General features: G+C 62.0%; 19 protein-coding genes. 15 read left to right on the top strand and 4 right to left on the bottom strand.

The window, feature by feature from the left end:
* Window positions 1–51 precede the first annotated feature (51 nt).
* The gene (locus tag ACR0LD_RS01825) at window positions 52–546 is read left to right on the top strand and encodes a hypothetical protein (protein WP_480635478.1); all 495 of its coding nucleotides are present in this window, start codon (window positions 52–54) and stop codon (window positions 544–546) included.
* On the opposite strand, the gene ACR0LD_RS01820 is transcribed toward ACR0LD_RS01825, so the two are convergent.
* Window positions 534–878, bottom strand: coding sequence for a DUF1636 family protein (locus tag ACR0LD_RS01820; RefSeq protein ID WP_480635476.1), 345 nt, complete (start codon window positions 876–878; stop codon window positions 534–536). The two genes, ACR0LD_RS01825 and ACR0LD_RS01820, sit on opposite strands and share 13 nt — an antisense overlap.
* A gap of 144 nt (window positions 879–1,022) precedes the next feature.
* Here ACR0LD_RS01820 and ACR0LD_RS01815 point away from each other — a divergent pair, with 144 nt between their 5' ends.
* The 7 genes from ACR0LD_RS01815 to mdoH all read left to right on the top strand — a co-directional run bounded on the left by ACR0LD_RS01815 (window position 1,023) and on the right by mdoH (window position 10,516).
* A complete protein-coding gene (locus tag ACR0LD_RS01815; RefSeq protein WP_480635474.1) occupies window positions 1,023–1,484 on the top strand; it encodes a DUF302 domain-containing protein in 462 nt (153 codons plus the stop codon).
* Window positions 1,485–1,563: 79 nt separating this feature from the next.
* On the top strand, window positions 1,564–3,183 hold the full coding sequence (locus ACR0LD_RS01810; protein ID WP_480635472.1) for a thiamine pyrophosphate-binding protein: 1,620 nt from the start codon (window positions 1,564–1,566) through the stop codon (window positions 3,181–3,183).
* Window positions 3,170–4,354: a CaiB/BaiF CoA transferase family protein gene (locus tag ACR0LD_RS01805; RefSeq protein ID WP_480635470.1), complete on the top strand. Its 1,185-nt coding sequence runs from the start codon at window positions 3,170–3,172 to the stop codon at window positions 4,352–4,354. The genes ACR0LD_RS01810 and ACR0LD_RS01805 overlap by 14 nt, the downstream gene beginning before the upstream one ends.
* A gap of 180 nt (window positions 4,355–4,534) precedes the next feature.
* Window positions 4,535–5,905 carry a tetratricopeptide repeat protein gene (locus ACR0LD_RS01800; RefSeq protein WP_170599303.1) on the top strand — a complete coding sequence of 457 codons (1,371 nt, stop codon included), beginning with the start codon at window positions 4,535–4,537 and terminating at the stop codon, window positions 5,903–5,905.
* A 29-nt stretch (window positions 5,906–5,934) separates the two neighbouring features.
* Window positions 5,935–7,152: an OpgC family protein gene (locus tag ACR0LD_RS01795; RefSeq protein ID WP_480635469.1), complete on the top strand. Its 1,218-nt coding sequence runs from the start codon at window positions 5,935–5,937 to the stop codon at window positions 7,150–7,152.
* Window positions 7,149–8,648, top strand: coding sequence for an OpgD/OpgG family glucan biosynthesis protein (locus ACR0LD_RS01790; protein WP_480635467.1), 1,500 nt, complete (start codon window positions 7,149–7,151; stop codon window positions 8,646–8,648). Before ACR0LD_RS01795 ends, ACR0LD_RS01790 begins: the two co-directional genes overlap by 4 nt.
* Window positions 8,636–10,516, top strand: a complete 1,881-nt coding sequence (gene mdoH / locus ACR0LD_RS01785) for a glucans biosynthesis glucosyltransferase MdoH (RefSeq protein ID WP_480635465.1) — start codon at window positions 8,636–8,638, stop codon at window positions 10,514–10,516. Before ACR0LD_RS01790 ends, mdoH begins: the two co-directional genes overlap by 13 nt.
* On the opposite strand, the gene ACR0LD_RS01780 is transcribed toward mdoH, so the two are convergent.
* Together ACR0LD_RS01780 and ACR0LD_RS01775 are read right to left on the bottom strand one after the other, a co-directional pair.
* Complete coding sequence (locus tag ACR0LD_RS01780; protein WP_480635463.1) at window positions 10,517–11,332, bottom strand: CE1 family esterase; 816 nt, start codon at window positions 11,330–11,332, stop codon at window positions 10,517–10,519.
* Entirely contained in the window at window positions 11,332–11,802 is a 471-nt protein-coding gene (locus ACR0LD_RS01775) for a rhodanese-like domain-containing protein (RefSeq protein ID WP_170402048.1), read from the bottom strand. Before ACR0LD_RS01775 ends, ACR0LD_RS01780 begins: the two co-directional genes overlap by 1 nt.
* Before the next feature lie 222 nt (window positions 11,803–12,024).
* On the opposite strand from ACR0LD_RS01775, the gene ACR0LD_RS01770 reads away from it, so the two are divergent.
* Genes ACR0LD_RS01770 through selD form a run of 7 tightly spaced genes read left to right on the top strand, consistent with a single transcriptional unit; the run spans window position 12,025 to window position 20,131 of the window.
* The gene (locus ACR0LD_RS01770) at window positions 12,025–14,898 is read left to right on the top strand and encodes a monovalent cation/H+ antiporter subunit A (RefSeq protein ID WP_480635461.1); all 2,874 of its coding nucleotides are present in this window, start codon (window positions 12,025–12,027) and stop codon (window positions 14,896–14,898) included.
* Window positions 14,898–15,257 (top strand): Na+/H+ antiporter subunit C, encoded by a 360-nt coding sequence (locus ACR0LD_RS01765; RefSeq protein ID WP_480635459.1) that lies wholly within the window; start codon window positions 14,898–14,900, stop codon window positions 15,255–15,257. Before ACR0LD_RS01770 ends, ACR0LD_RS01765 begins: the two co-directional genes overlap by 1 nt.
* Window positions 15,254–16,810 (top strand): monovalent cation/H+ antiporter subunit D, encoded by a 1,557-nt coding sequence (locus tag ACR0LD_RS01760; protein ID WP_170402042.1) that lies wholly within the window; start codon window positions 15,254–15,256, stop codon window positions 16,808–16,810. Before ACR0LD_RS01765 ends, ACR0LD_RS01760 begins: the two co-directional genes overlap by 4 nt.
* Complete coding sequence (locus ACR0LD_RS01755; protein ID WP_093962616.1) at window positions 16,810–17,307, top strand: Na+/H+ antiporter subunit E; 498 nt, start codon at window positions 16,810–16,812, stop codon at window positions 17,305–17,307. Before ACR0LD_RS01760 ends, ACR0LD_RS01755 begins: the two co-directional genes overlap by 1 nt.
* Window positions 17,304–17,573 carry a K+/H+ antiporter subunit F gene (locus tag ACR0LD_RS01750; protein ID WP_093962617.1) on the top strand — a complete coding sequence of 90 codons (270 nt, stop codon included), beginning with the start codon at window positions 17,304–17,306 and terminating at the stop codon, window positions 17,571–17,573. Before ACR0LD_RS01755 ends, ACR0LD_RS01750 begins: the two co-directional genes overlap by 4 nt.
* A gap of 7 nt (window positions 17,574–17,580) precedes the next feature.
* Window positions 17,581–17,967 (top strand): Na+/H+ antiporter subunit G, encoded by a 387-nt coding sequence (locus tag ACR0LD_RS01745; protein ID WP_093962618.1) that lies wholly within the window; start codon window positions 17,581–17,583, stop codon window positions 17,965–17,967.
* Between the two features lie 4 nt (window positions 17,968–17,971).
* A complete protein-coding gene (gene selD / locus ACR0LD_RS01740; protein WP_480635456.1) occupies window positions 17,972–20,131 on the top strand; it encodes a selenide, water dikinase SelD in 2,160 nt (719 codons plus the stop codon).
* Here selD and mnmH read toward each other — a convergent pair.
* On the bottom strand, window positions 20,122–21,174 hold the full coding sequence (gene mnmH / locus ACR0LD_RS01735; RefSeq protein ID WP_480635454.1) for a tRNA 2-selenouridine(34) synthase MnmH: 1,053 nt from the start codon (window positions 21,172–21,174) through the stop codon (window positions 20,122–20,124). The two genes, selD and mnmH, sit on opposite strands and share 10 nt — an antisense overlap.
* Window positions 21,175–21,194 lie beyond the last annotated feature (20 nt).

Genomic DNA, 21,194 nt, shown 5'->3' with positions numbered 1-21,194 from the left:
ACGACCCGCCGGCGCTCAACCGGCAGGTCATTTGCTTTTCAAGGAAACACGATGACACGCTCGCTTGCTCTTTTCGCGATCGGTCTGGTCTTTGGCGGGGGCGCCGGGTTCGTGCTGGCCGCGGCCAACGGCGTCACCTTCGACGGCCACGACCATGCCGACCCCGCCCAACATGGCGGCCATCACGCCGAGGCCATGGCCCATGACCATAGCACCGCCATCAACCTGCCCGCCGGACCGGACGCGCCGGGGCTGGAGATCGCCGTCTCCCCCGACCCGATGGCGGGTTGGAACCTGCATGTGATGCCAAAAAACTTCCGCTTCTCGCCGGAGAACGCCTCGCTGGACAACAAGCCCGGCGAAGGCCATGCGCATGTCTATGTAAACGGCGTCAAGCTGGCCCGGCTTTATGGCAACTGGATGCACATTTCGGACCTGCCCAAGGGCGACACTACCATCGAGGTCTCGCTGAACGCCAACAGCCACAGCCCGCTGGCCGTGGATGGGGTGCCGGTCAGCGCCTCGGTCACGGTTCAGGTGGACTGAAACGCGGGGATCCGCGCCCGCAGACACAAGCGAAGCCGCCCGCACGGCCGGGCGTCTTCGATCCAGCCATTCGGGCTGTTCAGAATGGTCCGGCAGGTCGCCGCAATGTCATCGGCATCGGCAACCGGATCGATCCCCGAAAACACGTAGGACGCCAGGCTTTCCCCCTGCATCGCCACCACGGTCGGCTCGTCGCAGCCGCTGAAACAGGCGTGCTCGGCGATCTCGATCTGCCCGTCCAGTCCCGCAGCGCGCAGGGCGTCCGATACGGCCTGACGCTCGGCCGGCAAGTCGCGCTCGCCCGCGCAGCTGCTGCAGATCAAAACACGCATGCCACTCGCCTGCCTTTTCCGTTTCACACTGTCGCTTGTGCGGGTTTCGCACCCCCGGCGCAAGCCCGCCACCCACGATATTGTGACTGTACGCACCCGGGAATTCGGGAAGACTTGGGCCAACCACGACCTGGAGAGCCCGTGATGAAACATCTTGTGTTTTTCCTCGGCCTGCTGGCGCTTCCCGCGCTGGCGGCCGATATCGAACCCCGGCCGGGTTGGGCCGTCCACCCGACGACCAAGGCCTATGACGCGCTGGTGGCCGACACGATCGCGGCGGTCAAGGCAAACGGGATGGCCGTGGTCACGCAGGCCGGGCCCACCAAGGCCGCCGCCGCGCGCGGCATCACCATTCCGGGCAATCGGGTGATCGGCGTCTTCAACAACGACTATGCGGTGCGGGTTCTGGAACAATCGGTGCCCGCGATGATCGAGGCGCCGATCCGCCTGTACGTCACGGAAAACGAGGACGGGACCGCGACGCTGTCCTACAAAACGCCCACTTTGGTCTTTGCCCCCTACAACGGTGGCTCCGACGCCTTGCCCGCGATTGCCGCAGAGTTGGACGCCAAATTCGCCGCCATCGCCCAGATGGCTGTCAAATAGTCACACTGACGTGATGCGGCTTGCACCGGCCCGGAACCTCCGCAATCTGCTGCGCAACGGAACTTACGGAGCTTGTTCGATGCAGGACCTGTCCCCCCGCGCTGCGGACCTTCTGGCGCAACGGCTGTACGAGGCCGGGTGCCGCCACGCATTCGGCATGCCCGGGGGCGAGGTGTTGACCCTGGTCGATGCGCTGGAACAGGCCGGGATCACCTTTCACCTGACCAAGCACGAAAACTCGGCCGGTTTCATGGCCGAGGCGGTGCACCACCGCGACGGCGCGCCGGCGGTTCTGGTGGCGACTCTGGGTCCTGGGGCCATGAACGGCATCAATGTCGTGGCCAACGCGCTGCAGGACCGGGTGCCGATGATCGTGCTGACCGGCTGCGTCGATGCCGACGAGGCGCTGACTTACACCCATCAGGTCATGGATCATGCGCAGGTCTATCGCTCGATCACCAAGGGCACGTTCACCCTGACGGCCAAGGGCGCCGACATCATCGCCGACAAGGCCGTGTCGCTGGCCACGCAGCCACGCCCCGGGCCGGTGCATATCGACGTGCCGATCTCGGTCGCCGATACACGGGTGTCGGTCGCCAAGCGCCGACGGCTGACCCGGGCCGCCCGCGTCGCGCCCGAGGGCACATGCCTGGAGAAGGCCCGCCGATGGGTCGCCGACGCCGAGCGTCCGCTGGCGATCATCGGGCTGGACGTGCTGTATGACGACTCGCGCAGCGTGGTGCGGGCGTTTCTGGAACATTTCGGCATCCCGTTCGTCACGACCTACAAGGCCAAGGGCGTGGTGCCCGAGGATCACCCGCTGTGCCTGGGGGGCGCGGGGCTGTCGCCCTTGGCCGACACGCAGCTTGTGCCGCTGGTCGAACAGGCCGACCTGATCCTGTGCCTGGGCTATGACCCCATCGAAATGCGCCCCGGCTGGCGCGAGATCTGGGACCCGGACGAGAAACGCGTGATCGACATCTCGGCCGTGGTGAATGACCACTACATGCATCAGGCGGGGCTGAACCTGGTGGCCGATACCGGCGCCACGCTTGAGGCGATCGCCAAGGGCAAGCCCGCCCGCTCGACCTGGCCCCAAGGCCAGCCGGCGCAGGCCAAGGCCGCCTTGGCCGCAGCCTTTCCGACCGATGACGACTGGGGCCCCGCCGCCGTGATCGCCGAGGCCCGCGACACCCTGCCCCCCGAAACCTTGGCCACCGCAGACAGCGGCGCGCACCGCATCCTTCTCAGCCAGATGTGGCAGTGCCCGGAGCCGCGCGGCCTGATCCAGTCGTCGGCGCTGTGTACGATGGGGTGCGCCGTTCCGATGGCGATCGGCCTGAAACTGGCCGAACCCGACCGCCCGGTCATCAGCTTTTCCGGCGATGCCGGGTTCCTGATGGTGGCCGGTGAGTTATCGACCGCCGCGGAAATGGGAGGAAACCCGATCTTTCTGGTCTTTGTCGATGCCAGCCTGGCCCTGATCGAGCTGAAACAGCGCCAGCGCCAGATGGGCAACCGGGGAGTCGATTTCGACCGGCATGACTATGCCGCGATGGGCCGGGCGTTCGGCGGCAACGGCCACACCGTGCGCAACCGCGCTGAACTGCGCGCGGCGCTGCAGGCCGCGATGGCCGCCGACACGTTCACGGTGATCGCAGCCGAGATCGACCGCGGAGGCTATGATGGCCGCATCTGACGGGCCGCTGAAGGGCGTCAAGGTTCTGGATTTGTCGCGCATTCTGGCCGGCCCGACCTGCACGCAGCTGCTTGGCGATCTGGGCGCCAGCGTGATCAAGGTGGAAAACCCGGCCACCGGTGGCGACGATACCCGCCAGTGGGGGCCGCCCTATATCACCGATGCGGATGGCAACCCGACCGATCAGAGTGCCTATTTCATGGCCGCGAACCGCAACAAGAAGTCCGTCGCCATCGATATCGCCACGCCAGAGGGGCAGGCACAGATCCGGCGGCTGGCCTCTCATGCTGACATCCTCATCGAGAATTTCAAACCCGGCGGGCTGGCCAAATACGGGCTGGACCATGAAACCCTCTCGCGGGACTTTCCGGGGCTGATCTACTGTTCGATCTCGGGCTACGGCCAGACCGGCCCGAACGCGGCCAAGCCGGGCTATGACCTGATGGCGCAGGGCTATGGCGGGATCATGTCGCTGACGGGCGAACCGGACGGAGCCCCTATGAAAGTGGGCGTGGGCATCGCCGACGTGATGTGCGGCATGTACGCGACCGTCGGCATTCTGGCGGCGCTGCGCCACCGGGACCAGACCGGCGAAGGTCAGCAGATCGACATCGCGCTGGTCGACAGCCAGATTGCATGGCTGATCAACGAGGGCGTGAACTATCTGACCTCAGGCCAGGTTCCACAGCGGCGCGGCAACGGGCACCCCAACATCGTGCCCTACGATGTTTATGAAACGGCTGATGGCCACGTCATTCTGGCCGTGGGAAATGACAGCCAGTTCCAGCGCTTCTGCGGCTTTCTGGAGTTGAGCCACCTGCCCGACGACGCGCGGTTCGCCACCAACCCGGCCCGGCTGGAACATCGCGACGCCCTGAACGCCGTTCTGCGGCCCGCGCTGCAGCGGCTGGAGACCAAGGCCGTCATCGATGGCCTCGAGGCATTGAAAGTGCCGGTCGGGCCGGTTCAGACGCTGGATCAGGTCTTTGCCTCGGATCAGGTGGCAGCGCGGGGGATGCAAGTGGATATGCCAGCCCGGCCCGGCCCGGTGCGGCTGATCGGGAATCCATTGAAGTTGTCCCGCAGCCCGGTGACCTACCGCTCTGCTCCGCCCGAGTTCGGCGCTGAAACGCAAGCGGTTCTGAACGCGGAAAACCCCTTCGAGGATTGAAACACTCTGCCTTTTTCGGCGGCAAGTCGCTGAAACATGTCATTGAATCGGCGATTTTTTTCGCTTTTTGCGAACACAAGCTTTCACCAATTCGAGAGCAGGCCCGATACTGTTACGTCCCGTCTGCACACTCTGCTAAGTCCAAGAGTGTGAGTTTTTGCAACCAGATTGGACCCAAGCATGCAGCAAGATGTTTTCGGACAGATGAACACCCTGACCCACCCGGACAGCGCCGAAGCGTGGAATGGTGTTCTGCTTGGCTTCATGGCTCACGCAGCGGTCACACCTCAGCATCTGGGCAAGGTGCTTGAGCTTGAACCGGGCTTTGCGCTTGGACATGCCATCAAGGGGCTGTTCATGGTTCTGTTGGGTCGCAGGGAAATGATGGAGGTCGCCCATCAGGCCGCCGCCGCCGCAAAGAATGCGGCCGCTGAGCAGCCGATTTCGGCCCGCGAGACATTGTATCTTGAGGCCCTGGATCACTGGCTGGCAGGCCAGCCCACCCGCGCCGTGCAAATCTTCGAGGCAATTCTGCGCACTCACCCCGAGGACACGCTGGCCATGAAACTCAGCCACGCGACCCGTTTCGTGTTGGGTGACTCCGCAGGAATGCGACGCTCGATCGAACGGGTTCTGCCAGCCTATGCGCCCGATCACCCCGGTCGTGGATACCTGCTTGGGTGCCATTCCTTTGCGTTGGAAGAAACCGGTGCCTATGAAAAGGCTGAGATCGCAGGGCGGCAGGCTCTGTGGATGGTCTCGGACGATGCGTGGGGCCTACACGCAGTCGCCCACGTGCACGAAATGACGGGCAATGCGCAATCCGGTCTGGACTGGCTGGCCGGGCGCGAGGCTGCCTGGTCCCACTGCAACAACTTCCGGTATCACGTGTGGTGGCACAAAGCGTTGATGCATTTGGATCTGGGTCAGATCGACCAGGTGCTTGATCTGTACGACCACGAGATTCGCCAGGACAAGACAGATGACTATCGCGATATTTCGAATGCGACCTCGCTGTTGTCGAGGCTCGAGCTTGAAGGGGTGGACATTGGCACCCGATGGGAAGAACTGGCCGACCTGAGCGCCGCCCGCACCGAAGACGGCTGTTTGATCTTCGCCGATCTGCATTACCTTCTGGCACTGACTGGTGACAACAGGCCCGACTCGACTGCCAAGTTGCTAGCCCGCATTCACAAGGACTCGCAACAGCCCGCAACCGACACGGCACGTCGCATGGCCGACCCGGGCTTGGCCGCCGCCATTGGCCTCGAGGCATTTGGAAAAGGCGATTATCTCCAAGCCTTCGAGCATCTTGCAAATGCGCGAAATTCGATGCAATTGGCCGGCGGCAGTCACGCCCAGAGGGATGTTTTTGAACGCATTACAATCGATTCCGGCCTGCGTGCCGGACGCCTCGATGATGTCGAGCGCATTTTGGACGACCGCAAGGCCAAACGGTCCGGCACCGAAGACAATTACGCCCTCGCGCGCCGCGCTCTGATCAGTTCGGCCCGCGACCAATCCGGTGTGCAAAGCGTACCGGCTGAATAACAAGACGACCACAAAGGACAGAGAGACGAATGGCGACCGCATCGCCCGCTTCTGATTTTGCACCGGTGGCGGCATCCTACGCCCCTGCTGCCACAACCCGCGACCCGCGGCTGGATTTCTATCGCGGTATTGCGATGTTCATCATCCTGATCGCGCACATCCCGAACGACCCTTGGGCCAGATGGATCCCGGCCCGGTTTGGATTCTCGGACGCGACTGAAATCTTTGTTTTCTGCTCGGGCATGGCTTCGGCGATCGCCTTTGGCGGCGCGTTCGAACGCAAGGGCTGGTGGATGGGGACCGCCCGGGTCAGCTTCCGCATCTGGCAGGTCTACTGGGCCCATATTTGCCTGTTTTTCTTTGTCGCCATGTCCATGGCGGCACTGGATCTGTCCGGAGCCTTCGACAAAAGCTATGTCTCGGGATTGAACCTGCAGCATTTCTTCAACGACCCGATGCCACAGATGGTGGGGCTTTTCACCCTGACTTATGTGCCGAACTATTTCGACATCCTGCCGATGTACCTGGTCGTTCTGGCAATGATGCCGATGTTCATGGGCTTGTCGCGCCTCAGCATCTGGGCGGTCGGGTTGGTCTCGGTCGCGATCTGGGTGGTGGCGCAGACCGGTATGCTGGCGCTTCCGGCCGAACCGTGGTCGGACCGCCAGTGGTTCTTCAACCCGTTTGGATGGCAGTTGCTGTTTTTCACGGGCTTTGCATTCATGCGGGGCTGGATTCCTGCGCCGCCGGTTTCCAAGACGCTGATCTGGGCCGCGGCATTGTTCCTTGTCCTCTCAGCCCCGTTCGGATCGTGGAAAGTGTTCTTGTGGGTCCAGGCGGCCGCCCCGGATCTTGCCGAGAACATCCGAAAGGTCTGGCCCCTGACAAGCGAGCTGCGCGAAAAAACCGATTTCGGCCTGTTCCGGTACATGCACTTCCTGTCGCTGGCCTACCTGGGGTGGGTGGCTGCAGGGCAACATGGGCATCGCCTGATCGCCACCGGCAACACGATCGGCGCGCAGCTGTGGCGATGGATCCTGAAGCAGATCACCAAAGTGGGCCAGCAGTCCTTGGCGGTATTTGTATTTTCCATGGCAGCAGCACGACTTATCGGCGTTTTCCTCGACGAATTTGGGCGGGATTTTGCCACCGTTCTGGCCGCAAATCTAATTGGATTTGCATTGATCATCGGCGTGGCTTATCTGGCCGCTTGGTTCAAATCACACCCATGGAAATCGAAGTCATGAAGTTCACGCGTCGTGCATTCCTTGCGTCGACTACGGCGCTGGCCTTCGCCCCGGCCACCTTTGCCACCGGTGGCGAGGTGCCATTCGACCGGGCCGACATCATCGCCCTTGCCCGCGATCTGGCCAGCCGCCCCTACGAGGCGCGCGAAACCGTTCCGCAGGCGTGGCAGGACCTCACTTACGAACAGTACCGCTCCATCCGTTTCCGGCTGGACCGTGCGCTCTGGTACGGGACCGATACGCCGTTCAACGTCGATTTCTTCACCCCCGGCCTCTACTTTCCGCGAACCGTTCAGGTCTCGGCGGTTGAGAACGGGATGACCGCGCCGGTTGCCTTCGACCTCGAGATGTTCGACCGGGCCGAGGATGTCCCCGATCTGCCCGTAGACGAAACGCTGGGTTTTTCGGGTTTCCGGTTGCGCACCGAGATGCATCGCCCTGGCAAGACGGACGAGTTCTGCGTCTTTCAGGGAGCCAGCTATTTCCGTGCCATCGGCCTGCACGAGGTCTATGGTCTGTCGGCCCGTGGTCTTGCACTAAAAACCGGGGATCCCGAGGGTGAAGAATTTCCGGATTTCATCCGATTTTGGCTGGAGCGCCCAAAGCCCGGCCAGCGCAACATGATCGTTCACGCCCTGATGGACAGCCCCAGTGTGACCGGCGCCTATCGGTTCGATATCTCGGCCGGCGCTGACTGCATCATGGAGGTGCAGGCAACCTTGTTTGCTCGGGAAGAACTTCCCCATGTTGGGATCGCTCCGGGGACGTCGATGTTCCTGTTCGATCAGACCAATCACAACCGGTTCGACGATTTCCGTCCGGCCGTGCACGACAGCGACGGGCTGATGATCCGAAACGGGGCGGGAGAAGTGATTTGGCGCCCGCTCGCCAATCCCAAGAGATTGCAGGTGTCCTCATTTGTCGACATGAATCCTCGCGGGTTCGGACTGATGCAGCGCAAACGCGCGTTTTCCGACTATGCCGACCTCGAGGCGCAATACCACAAGCGCCCCGGCCTTTGGGTCGAGCCGATGGGCGATTGGGGTAAAGGTACGGTCACTCTGGTCGAAATTCCGGCCGATCAGGAGATCTACGACAACATTGTCGCCTATTGGCGTCCCGCTGAACCGGTCGCTGCCGGTGCTCAGCTCGACTTGTCGTACCGCCTGATCTGGGGCGAGGAACCTCAGCGGACCGCCATGCCGCGGGTGATCAACACCGCAATGGGCGAGAACACTTTCGGGGAAGGACGGCTTGCGGTGATCGACTTCGAAGCCAGCGAGTTGTTCGACGATCTGGACGCCCTCAGCGTGTTCGTGCAGTCGCCTCATGCGGAAACCTCGGACGGGGTTCTGCAACGCAACCCGGATACGGGCGGTTTGCGTCTGGCCTTTTCGTTTCAACCCGGCGACCGCGACCACGTAGAATTGCGCGCGCAACTGAGGCTGGGTGACGAGCCCGCCTCGGAAGTCTGGATGTACAGATGGACAGCATAATCCCGGACCTGAAAATCATGCCGCCCGAGGCACCGCTGGCAATGCCGGAGCAGGACTTTGGCGCCGGGTTTCGGGACGCCCAAGCGCCTGCGGATGCCCGCCGGTCGTCGGCGGGCCTTTGGCGCGCATTGGCGTTTTCCCCGGCCATGGCCGCCTCGGTTGCTTTGCTGTGGGTCATGGCGGACTGGTTCGACGCCGAAGGGATAAACGTGGTCGAAGCCATCCTGTTGGCATTGATTTCGTTCAATTTCTTCTGGATTTCCTTCACGGTCTGCACCGTCCTGCTGGGAATGGTCTCTCTAGCCCGGCAAGAGCGTCCGGTACGGCAGGGTCGCGCGCAACCACTGCGGGTCGCTTTGCTGATGCCCGTCTACAACGAAGTGCCGTGGAACGTGTTGGGCAATGCCCGCACGATGCTGGAAGAACTGCGCGCCCGAGGGGGCAAGCATCACTATGCGATGTTCATCCTGTCCGACACCCGCGATCCGGAAATCGCGGCCCAGGAACAGGCCAGCATCGAGGCGCTGCGTACCACGCTGGCCCCGGGTCTTGAGCTGTATTACCGACGCAGGGAACAGAATACGGACCGCAAGGTCGGCAATATAGCTGATTGGGTCAGCCGCTGGGGTGGCGCTTGGGATGCAATGCTGGTTCTGGACGCCGACAGCTTGATGACCGGGCGCGCGATCGCGCGGCTGACCGACGCGCTGGCCCGCGATCCCGGCGCCGGCCTGATCCAAAGCTATCCGCAACTGATCGGTGCCCAGTCCGTCTTTGCCCGGATGCAGCAGTTCGCCAATGGTGTATACGGCATCGCATTTGCAGAGGGCCTGTCCCGTTGGTGTGGCCAGGAAGGCAACTATTGGGGCCACAACGCCATCATCCGCACCAAGGCCTTTGCGACCTGTGCGGGTCTGCCCAAGCTGCGCTCGCTCTCGGGCCAGGAACAACTGATCATGAGCCACGACTTCGTCGAGGCCGGGTTGCTGCGCCGCGCCGGTTGGGGCGTTCGCTTTCTGCCGCGCATCCGAGGCTCGTACGAGGAAACACCGCCGACATTGATCGACCACGCCCTACGCGACCGCCGCTGGTGCCAGGGCAACCTGCAGCATCTGCGTCTGCTCGGCTCGACCGGGTTTCGGGCCGTGTCGCGGTTTCATCTGTTCCACGGCGCCGTCGGATACCTGATGTCACCCTTGTGGTTCGCACTGCTGGTCATGTGGGCGTTGATCGGTCAGGGCAAGGATGCTTCGGTGCTGCACTATTTCAGCCCCGACAATCCGATGTTCCCCCAGTGGCCGGAAATGACCGAAACGCGGCATGTTCTGATCATCCTTGTCATGTACGCGATGCTGCTGGCCCCCAAAATTCTGGGTGCACTGGCATTGCCCCTCAGCGGTGTTCGCTATGAAGATTTCGGCGGCCGGACCCGGTTTCTTGCGTCATTCCTGTTCGAGGTCGTGCTGTCGATCCTGTACGCACCGATCCTGATGGTGCAGCAGATGATCGCCGTGTTCCGCACCGTTCTCGGTGTGCAAAAAGGCTGGACCCCGCAGGCACGGGATGGCGGCACTTATGGGCGGCGGACGCTGATCGTGTGTCACGCGCTCGAAACCATCAGCGGCTTCGCGCTGAGCGCGGGCATCCTGGCCGGGTTGGTCTCGGTCTGGTTGGCTCCGATCGCCATCAGCCTAACCTTTGCGGTACCGCTCTCCGCACTCAGCGGCGTATCTGCGGCAGCAGCGCGTCGCATGGTCGGCATGCCCGAGGATTTCCACGAGCCCGCCATCACGCGGGCGGCACGTTCGCATCGCAACGAGTTGAAACGCCTGATCGAGGGCAAAGGAACCATGACCCCGGCGGAATGATCACCCGCCGGGCAACCCTTCGTACCAATCCAGCATCATGTCGGCCCAGCCCCGCGGAACTGTATGACCGCCGGGAAACAGAGCGAACTCCAATGCGCTGCCGTCAGCACAGGCGGTCCACTTGCGGCGCATGAATTGGCCTGTCGTTGAATACCCGTCCGGACGGTTGTCGGCGCATTCGTTGGCCTGCCGCCAGATTTCAAGCCCGGCGAAGATGTCGCCCTGAAGGAACCGACCGCCGCCCAGTGCGCGCCCCTCCAGCGGCACCACGTTGTCGGTCCAGCCATGTGTGTGGAACAGGCGCGCGGGCCCCGCACAACTTTCGGGATGCGGGCGCCAGAATCCGCCTGAGACCGGCACGTAGGCCGAGAATGCCTCGGGATCGGCGCAGGCCAGATAGTTCACCATGAAGCCGCCGGCCGAGAATCCTCCCAGCACCACGCGATGGTCATCGATCCCGAACCGTTGGACCGCATCCGCAACAACCTCCTTCAGGAACGCGGCTTCGTCTCGCCCGTCCCACCCCGGATAGAAGTTCCAGCTCTTTCGCCCGTTGCGCTCGGCCCCCTCGGGTGCCATGACCGCATATCCCCGCGCCAGCAAGGGTTCGACCATGCCGCGGTTTTTCATGGTTCCCTGCGCGCTACCGCCATACCCGTGCAGGAACACGACCAACGGCGGGTTGGAGTCTTCCGGCAGCTCGATGCGATAGCTTCCGGTTTTAGTCTCGCAAACACCCTGATCCTGCCCACACGCGGCCAATGCCGGAGTTGCGGCGGTTGCGATCAACACAGCCAACAGATCCCTGAGCCTCATCACGCCCCCTCCGAATACGCCTGCACCGGCAGCCCGGCCCGCACCCAGCCCGGACCTGCGGCTGACCCCAGCATCCCTTCGGGCACGTCAAGAATGTTGCCGTAGCCCGCCTCGGTCAACCTGTTGCCCAGCCGCGCTGACCGCACACCACGGGCGCAGATCAAGGCAATCGGCCGCCCCTTGTCACCGCCAGACAGGCGATCCAACACATCCAGAAAGTCTTCACGGCGCATGTCCAGCGGTTGGGCGCCCTGCCCGATGCCTGAGGCCCGCCATTCGCGCGGGGTCCGAATGTCGAGCAACAGGATTTCCCCTGCAACAGCCTTTTCGTGCGCCTGAGCGACGGTCAACGTACCGCCAGAAAAGTCTTCGGGGATCAGACGGTATTCACGGATCGCAAAACCCGCGAGAACAGCGGCCGCGCCCCCAAGGAACACGCCTCTGCGGCTGAGCCTGGTTGTGATCGCCAATGTGCACCCTCCGGTTTCTCCAAGCCGGTTTTATCACGGGTCCGCCTCCGACGCTGCGCCGAAAAGCCGGGTACGGATCAAGTTCGCGTCATTTTCGCGCAGGCTTTGGCCAAAAATTCGCGGGGAGTAGTGCAAGGTGAAAAACTTGCAATAGCTGGACAGTCAATAAATTATCCTTACAAAATCAACAGCACCCTGACCGCTCAGCCCGGAGTATCGCAGTTGTCCCTATTCCTTATCGCGGCCCTTCCCTTCCTCGGAGCTGTCTTTCCCGCCCTGCTGATCCGCGCCGGGCGCAACGCAGCCGCGTCGGCAGCGGGATTGACCACGTTTCTGGCCTTGATGGGGCTGCTGATTCATATCCCGGACGTCATGAACGGCACGGTGGTCACCGCGCGGTTCGACTGGATTCCAGGGCTGGGGTTGAATGCCAATTTCATGCTGGACGGGCTAGGATTTCTGTTCGCGCTGCTGATCCTTGGCATTGGTCTGCTGATCATCCTGTACGCGCGGTTCTACCTGTCGCGTGAAGACCCAATGGGGCAATTCTATACCTATCTCCTGCTGTTCCAGGGCGCGATGGTCGGTATCGTTCTGTCCGACAACATACTGCTTTTGCTGGTTTTCTGGGAATTGACCTCGCTCAGTTCGTTCTTGCTCATCGGCTATTGGAAACACCTGCCCGAAGGCCGCCAGGGCGCGCGGATGGCGCTGGCGGTCACCGGGTCCGGCGGGCTGGCGATGATTGCGGGGATGCTGATCCTCGGCAATATCGTGGGGTCCTATGACCTGAGCGTGATCCTCCAGAACCGCGAACTGATCCAGTCTTCGCCCTACTACCTGCCGGCGTTGATACTGATCCTGCTGGGATGTTTCACCAAGTCGGCCCAGTTCCCGTTCCATTTCTGGCTGCCGCATGCAATGGCCGCTCCAACGCCGGTTTCGGCCTATCTGCACTCGGCCACGATGGTGAAGGCTGGCCTGTTTCTGATGGCGCGCATGTGGCCGGTTCTGGCCGGAACCGAGGCGTGGTTCTACATCGTCGCCACCACCGGCCTGGTGACCATGCTGATCGGCGCGGTGATCGCGCTGTTCAAGGATGACCTCAAGGCGTTGCTGGCCTTTTCGACGGTGTCGCATCTGGGGCTGGTCACGATGCTGCTGGGCTTTGGCACCAAGATCGCGGTCGTGGCCGCCATCTTTCACATCATCAACCACGCCACCTTCAAGGCCGCCCTGTTCATGACCGCCGGGATCGTGGACCACGAAACCGGCACCCGGGACATCAAGCGCCTGGGCGGCCTGCGCCATTTGATGCCGATCACCTTTTCGATTGGAACAATCGCCGCATTGTCCATGGCAGGGATTCCACCTTTGAACGGATTCCTGTCGAAGGAAATGATGCTGGAAGAAACCGTGCACACGGTCTGGCGAAACTCGCACTATCTGGTGCCAGCCCTTGCCCTGGTAGCCGCGATCTTCTCTGCCGCATATTCCTTCCGGTTCGTGTCCCACGTCTTCCTGGGCCCTGAACGCGAGGATTACCCTGCGCACCCGCATGACCCGCCGGTGGGGCTGTGGCTGGCTCCGGCATTCCTGGTCGTGCTGGTCGTGCTGATCGGCCTGAACTCGGCCGCCATCGTCGGCCCCTTGGTTGCAGTTGTGTCTTCCGCAGTGATCGGCGGCGAGAAGCTGCCCTATTACTCACTGAAGCTGTGGCACGGGTTCACGCCTGCCTTGTACATGTCGATCGTCGCAACTTTTGGCGGCCTCTTCCTGTTGGCTTTGCACCGCCGCGGCGAGCAGGTCTGGAATATCCTGCCCCGCCCCGAGGCCAAGACCATCTTCGACGCCGTGATCGGCGGATTGATCGCCGCCAGCCGGTGGATCACGGACGAGCTGCACAACGGTGTCATCAGCCGCTATGCGATCATCCTGATCGCCTTTACGGTCGGCCTTGGATACTATGCCTATTCGACCGGCACGATTGGCGTGGAAACGCGGGTTCCGCTGCCGGCTCCGATCATTCCGATCATCGGCTGGCTGTGCCTGATCGTGGCGACGATGGGCATCATGTGGTTCCACCGGAACCGTTTGCTGTCGCTTGTTTTGATCGGTGTCGTCGGCCTGATCGTGTCGATGGCCTTCAACTATCTGTCCGCGCCTGATCTAGCCCTGACGCAGATCTCGGTCGAAGTCGTCACGATGATACTGCTGCTGCTGTCGCTGAATTTCCTGCCGACCGAGACCCCATGGGACAGCAGCGCGGCACGGCGTTGGCGTGATGCCGCCATTTCGGTAGTGGCCGGTATCGGCGCCGGGGGCTTGATCTATGCGCTCATGCTGCGCGATTTCGCCTTCCCGACGATTTCGGAGTTCCACCTGGCCAATTCCTACAAGGGTGGCGGAGGCACCAACGTGGTCAACGTGATCCTGGTGGACTTCCGGGGATTTGATACCTTCGGCGAGATCATCGTGCTGGGGATCGCGGCCTTGATCATCTTTGCCCTGACCGAGGCCGTGCTGGGCACCAGTGTCCGCGCCTACCTGCTGAACCGCAAACCGCACTGGCCCCAGTCAGGTGACTCACACCCACTGATGATGGTTGTTGCCACACGTGTGATGATGCCGATCGCCCTTATGGTGGGCGCCTACATCTTCTTCCGGGGGCACAACCAGCCCGGAGGCGGGTTCATCGCCGGTCTGGTGGTCGCGATCGCCTTCCTGATGCAGTACATGGCCAGCGGCTATACCTGGGCGATCGAGCGGCAGCGGTTCTACTACCATGGCACCATCGGCTGGGGTGTTCTGATCGCTGCGGCCACGGGTTTGGGCGCCTGGTTCAACGAGCGGCCCTTCCTGACCAGCGATTTCGGCTATCTGCATTGGCCGCCGCTGGAAGAGTTCGAATGGGCCACGGCCATGCTGTTCGACACAGGCGTGTTCCTTGCCGTTCTGGGCGCCGTGATGTTGGCACTGGACAGCCTGTCGCGCTTTGCGTGGCGGCCGGGCATGGCACAGGAATTCCCGATGGACATCAACCCGTTGCGGGATGATCTGGCCGAAGAGCAAGAAAAAGCGAAGGAGCAGGGCTGATGGAAGCACTCGTCGCATCGGCCGTTGGCGTTCTGACCGCCGCAGGGATCTTTCTGATCCTGCGCCGTCGGACCTTTCCGGTCATCCTGGGCCTGTCTCTGCTGACCTATGCGGTCAACGTGTTCCTGTTCGCCACGGGACGGCTGGCCGTGAACGCGCCTGCAGTTCTGAACAAATACGAAGAGGTTCCCTATACCGATCCATTGCCGCAGGCCCTTGTTCTGACGGCGATTGTGATCTCGTTCGGGATGACAGCTGTGATCGTGATGATCGCTCTGGGCGCCTACCTGTCTTCGAAGGATGACCATATAGACATGGCCGCGCAGGACAGCGTGGATGACACAGGAGAAGACGCATGAACCACTGGATCGTTGCGCCGATCGTCCTGCCCGCGATCCTGGCCCCCTTCATCATCATGGTTCTGCGGTACCATCTGGACCTGCAGCGTATCTTTTCAGTCGCCGGTGTGGTGGGTCTGCTCGGCATCGCACTGACCATCACTGCGCAGGCAGCGGGCGGCGAGATTCATGTCTACGAGCTGGGTGATTGGCCGGCCCCGTTTGGCATTGTTCTGGTCCTTGACCGGTTGTCCGCGATGATGGTGTTGCTGACGGCGTTGCTGGCCTTGCCTGTCGTGCTGTACGCCATCGCGTCCGGATGGGACGAACGCGGCAACCACTTTCATCCGCTGTTCCAATTCCAGCTGATGGGTGTCTGCGGCGCCTTCCTGACCGGCGACGCTTTCAACCTGTTCGTGTTTTTTGAGGTATTGCTGATCGCCTCCTACGGCCTGATGACCCATGGCGGCGGCGCGGTACGCCTGAAGGCCGGGGTGCAATACGTCACCTACAACCTCTTGGGGTCAACTCTGTTCCTGTTTGCATTGGGCACGATCTATTCGGTTACCGGTACCCTGAACATGGCCGACCTGGCCGTGCGCGTCGCGGAAATTCCGGTCGAAGACACCGCCCTGTTGCGCGTGGGTGCGGTTCTTCTGCTGCTGGTCTTCTGCATCAAGGCCGCTGTCCTGCCGCTGCATTTCTGGCTGCCGGCCAGCTATGCCAACGCGCCGCTGCCAGTTGCCGCGCTGTTTGCGATCATGACCAAGGTGGGGGCCTATTCGATCCTGCGGGTCTATACTTTGGCATTCGGCCCGGATGTTGCCGTCACCGAAGGACTGGTTGGTGACTGGCTACAACCTGCCGCGCTGGTGACCCTTGCCATCGGCTCGATCGGTATTCTGGGCACGCGGCACATCGCGCGCATGGTTGCGTTTTGCGCCATCGCCTCGATGGGAACGCTGCTGGTGGCTATTTCCTTGTTCACCGAGACGGCCACAGCCGCCGCTCTGTACTACGTCTACCATTCAACCCTTGCGACCGCACTGCTGTTCCTGGTGGCCGATCTGGTGATGGAACGTCGAGGAGGGGCCATTGCGCCCCGCCCGCCGATGCCGCAAAGCGGGCTGATCTCGGCGCTGTTCTTCGTAGGAGCCATAGCGATGGCGGGCATGCCGCCGTTGTCGGGGTTCATCGGCAAGCTTCTGGTGCTGGATGCGTCTTGGTATGCGCCGGATGCCACCGCAGTCTGGGCGGTCGTTCTGATCGGGTCCTTCGTCACCATCGTGGGACTGGCTCGCGCCGGATCCCTGATCTTCTGGAAAAGCTATGACGCCAGCACCCAGATCGAACCGGAACCCGAAACCGAGGCCACCAACGATGATGAACCCCCGCACCGGCCCGCGCCTGAACCGCAGCCGGGGCTGGCGTTCACCTCGGTGTTCGGAGTGGTTCTGGGCCTCGTCCTGCTGACCCTGTTCGCCGGACCCTCGCTGGACTACACTCGCAAGACCGCCGCGCAACTGTTCGCGCCGGAACAGTACATCTCGGCCGTATTGGGAAGGGAAGACTGATGAAACTGCTGCGCCGGATATTTCCCCACCCTCATCTGAGCTTCCTGCTGACTCTGGTCTGGGTGTTGTTGGCCAACGCGCCCTCGCTGAACTCGTTGGTGTTTGGGTTGCTTCTGGGGATCATCATTCCCTTCATCACACAACCCTACTGGCCCGACCGGCCCGTCCTGCGGAACTGGCCCATGGTCGTTGAGTACATGATCGTGGTTCTGTGGGACATCGTGGTGGCCAACGTGACCGTGGCCCGCATCATCCTGTTCAAACGCGACGCGGACAGACAACCGAACTGGATCTCGATCCCGCTGGAACTGCGCACACCCGAAGCGATCACGGTACTGGCTGGAACCATCACCATGACTCCGGGCACCGTCAGTTGCGACCTCTCGGCCCAAGGGCATTGTCTGCTGGTCCATTGCCTGGACGCTCCGGATCCGGGCGCGGTACGAGACCAGATCAAGCAGCGTTACGAGCGCCGCCTGAAGGAGATTTTCGAATGATCGAATATGCAATCTATTTTGCCTTTGCCTGCTTTGGGGCCGCGATCATGATGTGCCTGTGGCGGATCATCACCGCCGACGGTGTGGGAACGCGAGTGCTCGCCCTTGATACGATGGTGATCAACACCATCGCCCTGATGATCCTGTACGGCCTGCATCTGGGCACCGAGATCTTTTTCGAAGCCGCTATGATCATTGCCATGCTGGGCTTTGTTTCGACCGTGGCCTATGCGCGCTTTATGCTGCGCGGCAACATCATCGAGTGAGGCCGCCATGGAATTCATCTTCGAGCTTCTGATTGCATTTTTCCTGATCGTTTCAGGGATTTTCGGCTTTGTCGGGTCTTTTGGCATGATCAAGCTGAAGGATCCGATGTCGCGGCTGCACGCCCCGACCAAAGCCACCACGCTGGGCGTGGGCGGTGTGTTGCTGGCCTCGATCTTTCATTCGATCCTGATCGAACAGCGCCTTTCCATGCATGAACTGCTGATCACGCTGTTCCTGTTTCTGACGGCTCCGATCACGGCTCTGTTCATTGCCAAGTGGCACATTCACCGCCATGAAGCCCCCGAGGATCTGCCGGACGCGGGCGAAGACAAGCTTTGGGCCACCCACGCGGTCGAGCAGGTCGAAGACGTCCCGGATCACAGCGCGAACTGACTTCATGAAGACACCTTCGTTGCCACTTACCCGCGATCTGGTTCTGGTGGGCGGAGGTCATACGCACGCGCTTTTCCTTCGGAAATGGGGGATGAACCCCCTACCCGGCGCGCGGTTGACCGTGATCAATCCTGGCCCGACCGCGCCCTATTCCGGGATGTTGCCCGGATATGTCGCGGGGCACTATGCCCGCCGCGACCTGGACATCGATCTGATCCGGCTGGCACGGTTTGCAGGGGCCCGGATCATTCTGGGTGCCGCGATCGGCCTGGACCTGAACCGGCGGCTGGTGAATGTGGCGGATCACCCGGATGTCGCTTTCGATGTCGCCTCGATCAATGTCGGAATAACATCGAACATGCCGTCTTTGCCCGGGTTCACGGAACATGCCATCCCGGCAAAACCTCTTGGTCCCTTTGCCTCAAAATGGGCTCAGTACCTGGAGACAACCGACCCTGCTTCGGCGGCGGTCATTGGCGGCGGCGTCGCGGGCGTTGAACTGGCGATGGCCATGGCTCATGCCCTGCGCGCCAAGGGTAGGCAATCAACGGTCACTCTGATCGACAAGGCGCAAATCTTGACCGCGATAAACCCCAAAGCCGCCCAGACCATTCGGCGGACGATGGAACAGCTTGGCATCGACTGCATCGAACAGGCCGAAATTGCGCAGATCACACCAAAAGGCGTGCAACTGACCGATGGGCGTCACATCACGGCTGATTTCACAACCGGCGCGGCGGGCGCCCGTCCCTATGACTGGATCGGCCAGACCGGACTGGACCTGCACGACGGCTTTATCCGAGTGAACGGGTATTTGCAGTCCAGCGATCCATCGGTCTTCGCAGTCGGCGACTGCGCTCATCTGGATGACACGCCGCGCCCCAAGGCCGGTGTCTTTGCCGTGCGAGAGGCTCCTGTTCTCTTCAACAACCTGCGCGCAGCTCTCGGCGCTGGAACCATGCGCCGGTACAAGCCGCAGAAGGATTACCTGAAGCTGGTCTCGCTGGGGGAACGCTCGGCACTGGCCGAGCGCTTTGGGACGTCATTCAGCGGACCTGTGATGTGGCGGTGGAAAAACCATATCGACCAGAAGTTCATGCGTCGCTTTCGTGAGCTGCCCCAGATGCCAGGCCCCGCGCTTCCCCGTCATCATGCGGATGGCCTGCGCGATGCTCTGGGCGACAAGCCCATGTGCGGCGGTTGCGGCGCCAAGGTAGGTCGCGGCGCCTTGCAGGCCGCGCTATCCGCGGTACAGAGATCCGATCGTCCGGATATCACGCCCCTGTCCGGGGATGATGCCGCAATGCTGACCTTTGGAGGCGTCCGGCAGGTGCTGACGTCAGATCATTTGCGCAGCTTCGTTCCGGACCCTGTTCTGATGACCCGCATCGCGGCCATTCACGCACTGGGGGACATCTGGGCGATGGGTGCGACCCCACAGGCCGCGACGGCCACTCTGATCCTGCCGCGCATGTCCTCCCAGCTGCAACACCGCACCATGGCTGAAATCATGGCAACCGCGACCGAAGTCATGCGCAGCGCCGGCGCTGAGATCGTCGGCGGCCATAGCTCGATGGGCGATGAGCTTACCATCGGTTTCACCATCACGGGTTTGTGCCAGTCTGATCCGATCACCCTTTCGGGTGGGCGGCCCGGTGATGTGTTGATCCTGACCAAACTTATTGGCAGCGGAGTCCTGATGGCCGCAGAAATGGCAGGGCAAGCCAACGGCGAGTGGGTAGTGTCCGCCTATGACCACATGACGCGGCCGCAGGGTGACGCCGCACGCATTCTGGCCCAAGCCCATGCCATGACCGACGTCACCGGATTTGGACTGGCCGGGCATCTCGTTGGACTGTGCGAGGCATCCAACTGCGGCGCAGTCCTGAATCTCGACGCAGTCCCGGTCATGGAGGGGGCGCTCGAGCTCAGCCAGCAAGGTGTCCGGTCCAGCTTGTTCAACGACAATCGTTCCATCGCGCCCGAAGTTCCAATTGACGGCAAAGCCGATCTGCTGTTCGATCCTCAGACCGCGGGTGGGTTGCTGGCTGCCGTTTCGGCCGACGACGCACTAAATATCTGCGACCATTTACGTGCCGCTGGTTACCCGGCTGCAGTCATCGGTGTATTGAGCGACACACCCGGCCTGCGCCTTCAGAGCTGAGCCACAATCCCTTCAATTTCCGACGCGACCTGATCCAGCCCGTCTGTAGTCAAGGACGTGGCATGCACGCGCGCAATCACATCAAACTGGTGGTTTTTCCGCGACTTTTCGTAAGCCGGGTCATAGTGCTGCTCCATCAAGGCGCGCGTCAGAGCTTTCTTGTTGCCCTCGGCAATCTGAGCCATCCACGCATCCACGACATCATGCCCCCGGTGAAACCGCAGCGGCGACAGGCGGTCCTGCAAACGCTCGGCATCGGACAGAATGTCGTCATAGGCAGCGACCAGATAGTCCGTTCGCGCCTCGATATCTGCCGTGACAAGGATTCGCGGCGCTTGGCACAGGTTCTGCCAGACCGCAGGGGGCAAAATCAACGAACCGATTTTTGACGACTCGGCCTCGACCAACACAGGCCGTGCCGGATCAAGGGCGCACATGGCCGACGCCAAGGCAGATTCGAACGCTTTCTGGCTGGGTTGTCCGCCGGGTTGCTCGCCCAGCAGCGAACCGCGGTGATTGGCCAACGCTTCGAGATCCAGAACCTGCACCCCGCGCGTTTGCAACTGGGCCAGAAGTTCCGTTTTTGCAGTGCCGGTGTAGCCATCCAACGCCACCAGCTTGAACGGCAGCGGGTCATCGTAGAGGTACTGCTTCACCAGACGCCGATAGCTGCGGTATCCGCCCTCGATCACCTCGGCTCGCCAGCCGATCTGCTGCAGCATCCAGGTGAAGGATCCTGACCGCTGACCGCCACGCCAGCAATAGACCAAAGGGCGCCAACCGCCCTCGTGGTGGCTGAGTTGCGTCTCGATATGGGTGGCGGCGTTGCGAAACACCAACGCGGCCCCCAGCTTGCGCGCCAGAAACGGGCTCTGCTGAACGTAGATCGTGCCGACACGTGCGCGTTCCTCATTGTCCAGAACCGGGAGGTTGATGGCGCCGGGCAGATGGTCTTCGGCAAACTCTGCCGGGCTGCGCACATCGATGATCGTATCGAACGGATGCGCGTACAGCTGCGGCAGGTTTGAGAATTTCAGGGCCATGACAGGGGTTTAGCGCGCAG

It is taken from the genome of Ruegeria sp. BF8 (assembly GCF_056538625.1).
Note: the sequence above shows the minus strand (reverse complement) of the source record. Positions and strands in the feature narration are given on the sequence as shown.

Coding starts and splice junctions, on each gene's coding strand:
- ACR0LD_RS01755 (WP_093962616.1), top strand. CDS start 16,810: ATGAAACTGCTGCGCCGGATATTTCCCCACCCTCATCTGAGCTTCCTG.
- mdoH (WP_480635465.1), top strand. CDS start 8,636: ATGGACAGCATAATCCCGGACCTGAAAATCATGCCGCCCGAGGCACCG.
- mnmH (WP_480635454.1), bottom strand. CDS start 21,174: ATGGCCCTGAAATTCTCAAACCTGCCGCAGCTGTACGCGCATCCGTTC.
- ACR0LD_RS01765 (WP_480635459.1), top strand. CDS start 14,898: ATGGAAGCACTCGTCGCATCGGCCGTTGGCGTTCTGACCGCCGCAGGG.
- ACR0LD_RS01790 (WP_480635467.1), top strand. CDS start 7,149: ATGAAGTTCACGCGTCGTGCATTCCTTGCGTCGACTACGGCGCTGGCC.
- ACR0LD_RS01815 (WP_480635474.1), top strand. CDS start 1,023: ATGAAACATCTTGTGTTTTTCCTCGGCCTGCTGGCGCTTCCCGCGCTG.
- ACR0LD_RS01800 (WP_170599303.1), top strand. CDS start 4,535: ATGCAGCAAGATGTTTTCGGACAGATGAACACCCTGACCCACCCGGAC.
- ACR0LD_RS01750 (WP_093962617.1), top strand. CDS start 17,304: ATGATCGAATATGCAATCTATTTTGCCTTTGCCTGCTTTGGGGCCGCG.
- ACR0LD_RS01820 (WP_480635476.1), bottom strand. CDS start 878: ATGCGTGTTTTGATCTGCAGCAGCTGCGCGGGCGAGCGCGACTTGCCG.
- ACR0LD_RS01825 (WP_480635478.1), top strand. CDS start 52: ATGACACGCTCGCTTGCTCTTTTCGCGATCGGTCTGGTCTTTGGCGGG.
- ACR0LD_RS01780 (WP_480635463.1), bottom strand. CDS start 11,332: ATGAGGCTCAGGGATCTGTTGGCTGTGTTGATCGCAACCGCCGCAACT.
- ACR0LD_RS01795 (WP_480635469.1), top strand. CDS start 5,935: ATGGCGACCGCATCGCCCGCTTCTGATTTTGCACCGGTGGCGGCATCC.
- ACR0LD_RS01810 (WP_480635472.1), top strand. CDS start 1,564: ATGCAGGACCTGTCCCCCCGCGCTGCGGACCTTCTGGCGCAACGGCTG.
- ACR0LD_RS01805 (WP_480635470.1), top strand. CDS start 3,170: ATGGCCGCATCTGACGGGCCGCTGAAGGGCGTCAAGGTTCTGGATTTG.
- ACR0LD_RS01760 (WP_170402042.1), top strand. CDS start 15,254: ATGAACCACTGGATCGTTGCGCCGATCGTCCTGCCCGCGATCCTGGCC.
- selD (WP_480635456.1), top strand. CDS start 17,972: ATGAAGACACCTTCGTTGCCACTTACCCGCGATCTGGTTCTGGTGGGC.
- ACR0LD_RS01745 (WP_093962618.1), top strand. CDS start 17,581: ATGGAATTCATCTTCGAGCTTCTGATTGCATTTTTCCTGATCGTTTCA.